5 protein-coding genes and 2 pseudogenes are annotated in these 4,147 nt (G+C 64.0%); all 7 read right to left on the bottom strand.

Annotated features, from left to right (window positions below; genetic code table 11):
• Nucleotides 1–111 precede the first annotated feature (111 nt).
• Complete coding sequence (locus VLR48_RS13140; RefSeq protein ID WP_325292227.1) at nucleotides 112–372, bottom strand: type II toxin-antitoxin system VapB family antitoxin; 261 nt, start codon at nucleotides 370–372, stop codon at nucleotides 112–114.
• 285 nt (nucleotides 373–657) lie between these two features.
• Nucleotides 658–957 (bottom strand): transposase, encoded by a 300-nt coding sequence (locus VLR48_RS13135; protein WP_325292226.1) that lies wholly within the window; start codon nucleotides 955–957, stop codon nucleotides 658–660.
• 100 nt (nucleotides 958–1,057) lie between these two features.
• Nucleotides 1,058–1,138: pseudogene (locus VLR48_RS13130) on the bottom strand (hypothetical protein); the annotation flags it as partial.
• Between the two features lie 238 nt (nucleotides 1,139–1,376).
• On the bottom strand, nucleotides 1,377–2,555 hold the full coding sequence (gene pseC / locus VLR48_RS13125) for a UDP-4-amino-4,6-dideoxy-N-acetyl-beta-L-altrosamine transaminase (protein ID WP_325292225.1): 1,179 nt from the start codon (nucleotides 2,553–2,555) through the stop codon (nucleotides 1,377–1,379).
• 30 nt (nucleotides 2,556–2,585) lie between these two features.
• Nucleotides 2,586–2,834, bottom strand: a complete 249-nt coding sequence (locus VLR48_RS13120; RefSeq protein WP_325292224.1) for a DUF2442 domain-containing protein — start codon at nucleotides 2,832–2,834, stop codon at nucleotides 2,586–2,588.
• Nucleotides 2,818–3,060, bottom strand: a complete 243-nt coding sequence (locus tag VLR48_RS13115; RefSeq protein ID WP_325292223.1) for a DUF4160 domain-containing protein — start codon at nucleotides 3,058–3,060, stop codon at nucleotides 2,818–2,820. The genes VLR48_RS13120 and VLR48_RS13115 overlap by 17 nt, the downstream gene beginning before the upstream one ends.
• Before the next feature lie 4 nt (nucleotides 3,061–3,064).
• A pseudogene (locus VLR48_RS13110) lies at nucleotides 3,065–3,828 on the bottom strand (polysaccharide biosynthesis protein).
• Between the last annotated feature and the right edge of the window lie 319 nt (nucleotides 3,829–4,147).

Raw genomic sequence — 4,147 nt, 5'->3', positions numbered from 1 at the left:
CCAAGACGGAAAGCCCGCTGATGCAGCGCATCGGATCCGCGGCCAAAGCGATCGTCAGGCGCTCGGCCTCGGGATCGCCGAGGAGAATCGCGACCAAAGCCGAGCTATCGATCACCACGGATCGAAGGCTCCATCTGCGCTGTAGCCCAGAATATCCTCGGCATATCGCGGATCGAGGTCGGGCAACTGCGCACACCTCGCCCTGGATTGTCGGATCCTAGCGATCGCGGACACCTCGCTGCGCTGGCGCTGAAGCCGACCTGCACGCTCTTGCAGGGCAGCCAGGATGAGCTGCGCGATCGGCTCGCCGGTTTGGCTCGCCAACTCTCGCGCCAGCCTCTCGACTTCTTCGTTGACGATGGTGAGGGCCATAGCGTTGATCTCCGATGCAGATGCAGCCTGAATGGTATCCATTAGCCTACGCTTCGCCGGGGACGCTAGAGCCCCAGGGCTGAGGGCTAGGCTACTCGCGCCCACGCTCATTACCTACTCGCTCCCACGCGGAGCGTGGGAGCGAGTACCGGGGAGATTGTGAAAGTATTCCAGCTCGGGATCGAAAACGACAGTTCCCCTCGTTCCCAAGCAGAGCTTGGGAACCAGCGAAATCAGCCGGCATGAACAGGTCGGCATGTGGACCATGGATCTAAGCGCAGGGGCCTAGTCTTCGTCGCCGATGATCTTGTCCCGCTCTGCCTTCAACCAATCGTCCCCGTCGGGACTGATGAGCAGTTGCTCGCCGAGGTCCTCGAATGTTTGGAGGTCGGCGATGCCCGCAAGCAGCAGTTGTGTCTGCTCGGCGATCGTCGGACCAAAACGGCGTCGCACCTGACGGACCAAGATGTGGCGAGTTGCCTCGCGACCTTGCTCCAAGCCTTGCTCCAAGCCTAGCTCCAAGCCTTGCTCCAAGCCTTCTCGTTTCCACTGATCGGTCCAGGTTTCCAAATTCTCCGCCAGCATGTGATACACCTCGCTGAGATCGCCAAGGGTCGGAGCCCCAACGCAGGCGCCAGACGCGATCGTCGGCGCGGTCGCGCAGATCGTCGGTCACATAGCTTCCGCTGCAGCGCTCGAGGGTCCCGAGGTCGAGCGCGTGGACCCAAGCGCCGGGCACGAAGCCGCGCAGCAAGTCGCGCACCATGGCGGCGTGGCTGTAGAGCAGCTTGTAACCGCTGTCGTGGGTGGGATCGCGCCGACGTGATCTCGATGTCTTGGGTGTCTTCATACGGTCGGTCGGTGATATCCGCTCCCGTCGCATGACGAGGGACCCTGTCTCCGCTCTCCCGAGCCTGGTCATGAGCCGAGCATGTCGGCCAACATCGTCGGTTGACTAGAGCTGTGCCGAGCCGGCGACTGCTGGACGTGGGCGTCCGGTTGCGTCAGCCGGACGCTGGCTGTCGGCGATGTTGCACCGCTGCGCTCAGGGCATCGACGACCTGGGTCTGTTGCGGCTCGGTCAGGGTCGGGAACAGCGGCAGGCTGATGGCGCGGCTGTAGTAGGCCTCGGCAACGGGAAAGTCACCATGCTTGAAGCCCAGGCGTCGGTAGTCGGGTTGGGTGTGCACGGGGATGTAGTGCAGGTTGACGCCGATGCCGGCTTGGCGCAGGGCTTGGAAGACGGCGAGGCGGTTCGGGCCGGCGGCGTCGTCGATCTGGATCGGATACAGGTGGAGCGCGGAGCGATGGCGCGGGTCGCGGTATGGGGTCAGGACCGGCAGATCGGCCAAGAGCTGGTCGTAGCGTGCGGCCAACGCCTCGCGGCGAGCGACATGGTCATCGAGCCGCTGCAATTGGCTTGCGCCGAGGGCGGCTTGGATGTCCGTCATGCGGTAATTGAAGCCGAGCTCGATCTGATGGTAGTCCCAGGGGCCGGCGGGCTCGCCCTGCATGTGGGCCGGATCGCGGGTGATGCCGTGGGTGCGCAGGCGGGCCATGCGTTCTGCGAGTGCCGGGTCGTTTGTCGTGGCCAGACCGCCCTCCCCGGTCGTGATGATCTTGACCGGGTGGAAGCTGAAGACGGTGATGTCGCTGTAGCGGCAGTTGCCGACGGGGTCGCCGTCGCAACGGGCGCCGATGGCGTGGGAGGCGTCTTCGATGATACGAAAGCCGTAACGCTCGGCTAGAGCAGCGATCGCCTGCATGTCGCACGGCTGCCCGGCGAAGTGCACCGGGACAATGATCTTCGGCAGGGTTCCGGTCGTTTCGGCCTGTTCGAGTTTGGCTGCCAATGCCTCGACGCTGAGGTTGTAGGTGCGCGGGTCGATGTCGACGAAATCGACTTCGGCGCCGCAGTAGCGTGCGCAGTTGGCCGAAGCAACAAAGGTGTTGGGCGAGGTCCAAAGCCGGTCGCCGGGTCCGAGGTCGAGTGCCAGGCAGGCGATGTGCAGGGCGCTGGTGGCGCTATTGACGGCGACGCCGTGGGCCGCGCCGACCTTGGCTGCAACAGCTTGCTCGAAGCGCGGGACGGCCGGACCTTGGGTGAGGAAGTCGGAGCGCAGAACGGCCTCGACCGCGGCGATGTCGGCTTCGGTGATGTCTTGGCGGCCGTAAGGGATCATGGGGCAGGGTTTCGCGTATTCGGGCGTTGGCTAAGCGACTTGACGACGATGGTGGGTGAGATCGCCTTGGCCAGCGAGTAGCCCTTCGATGGAGATGTCTTCATCCAGCGCATCCCAGTGCATGCCTCTCGCACTGAGCTCGTACTCGGCAAGCTGTTGTGGTGTCGCGGCGAGCAACCGTGGGAACCAGACCAAGGGAACGCCGAGGGTGCGACCGTCCGCGAGCTCGACCCAGAGGTTGTCGGCATCCGTCCAAACGCGCTTAGGCGAAGTATTCATTCCAAGCCCTCAGAAAACATTCTCGATGTTGCCTGACCAAGCGCTCGATGCGACGCAGGCTGGGCGCGTCGAAGCCATCATTGCGCGCCAGTTGGACAATGGGTGTCAACCAGAATTTTGCCTCGATGCACGCCTGACGGACATGGACATGCGCCGGCTCTCGCGGATTGCCTTCGTTGGCATAGAAGAAGCACTTGAGACCATCCGTTCGCAGGACGACAGGCATCAGTCTAGACCGAAAAGCTTGAGTCCAAGTGCTCGCGGATCAGGTCGCGGATCTGGACGACGCTGAGGAAATCCGGGTTGGTGCCGCTGTTGTAGGCATAGCCTTCCTGCACCGGCTGGCACCCGTTGAGGTCACAGTATTGCTCGCGACTGTACTTGGCCGACTGCGACAGGATGGCAAAGTACGGGCCGAGATCGACCGTGTTGAAGCTGTCGCTGGCGGTGATCATCTCTTCATGGATCTTCTCGCCGGGGCGGATGCCGATGATCGGGCGCTCGCACTCCGGACCGATGGCCTCGGCGACATCCATGATGCGATAGCTGGGGATCTTGGGGACGAAGATCTCGCCGTCGTGGGCGGGATGACCGAGCCGCGGCTGCCCATGACGTTGCCGTAGCGGACCACGGCAAAGCGGATGCGCGATGCCCGCGAACGTTGTTCGCGGCGGTGAAGAGCTTGTCCGAGCAGAGCTTGGTGGCGCCGTAGGTTGATTGGGGCGGCGGCCTTGTCGGTGGAGAGCGCGATGACCCGCTTCACGCCGCTGTCCAGACAGGCATCGACCAGGTTCTGGGCGCCGAGGATGTTGGTCTTGATGAACTCGAAGGGGTTGTATTCGGCGGCCGGGACCTGCTTGAGCGCCGCGGCACGGATGACGATGACGGTGTCGATGCCTTCGAGGGCTCGCTTGAGGGTGCCCGGAGGGGACCCGGAGTCGAGGTCTCCGGCTCGCTCGGGCGTTTGGTGCTGCCTGAGAGGTCTCGGCGGCAAGGGGTTGCCGCCCTACGGGCTTGGCGGGCTGAAGCCCGACCCACGGTCCTGGGGTCGGGTTTGATTCATCTGCGGGTTTCGACCTTGGACACGCCGGCTCAGTGCTCCGAGTCGGGCCGAGAGCCGGCACCGAAAACCTCGTCAAGGGATCGCGCGCTGAGGAGGCGCGTGGACCATTGCAGGAGGGTCTCGGCATCTGCGTCGAGGATACGCCGCCGATCCGCTTCGCCGAGCGGGCCGAATTTGGCCGCGAGCAGGCTCAAGAGCATGGTGGCTTGGCCTTCTTGCCGGCCTTCTTGCCGGCCTTCTTGCCGACCTT

Origin of the sequence: Thiocapsa sp. (assembly GCF_035467215.1) — a bacterium.
Classification (GTDB): domain Bacteria; phylum Pseudomonadota; class Gammaproteobacteria; order Chromatiales; family Chromatiaceae; genus Thiocapsa.
The sequence above is the reverse complement of the archived record's forward strand: the minus strand, read 5'-3'. Positions and strand labels throughout refer to the sequence as shown.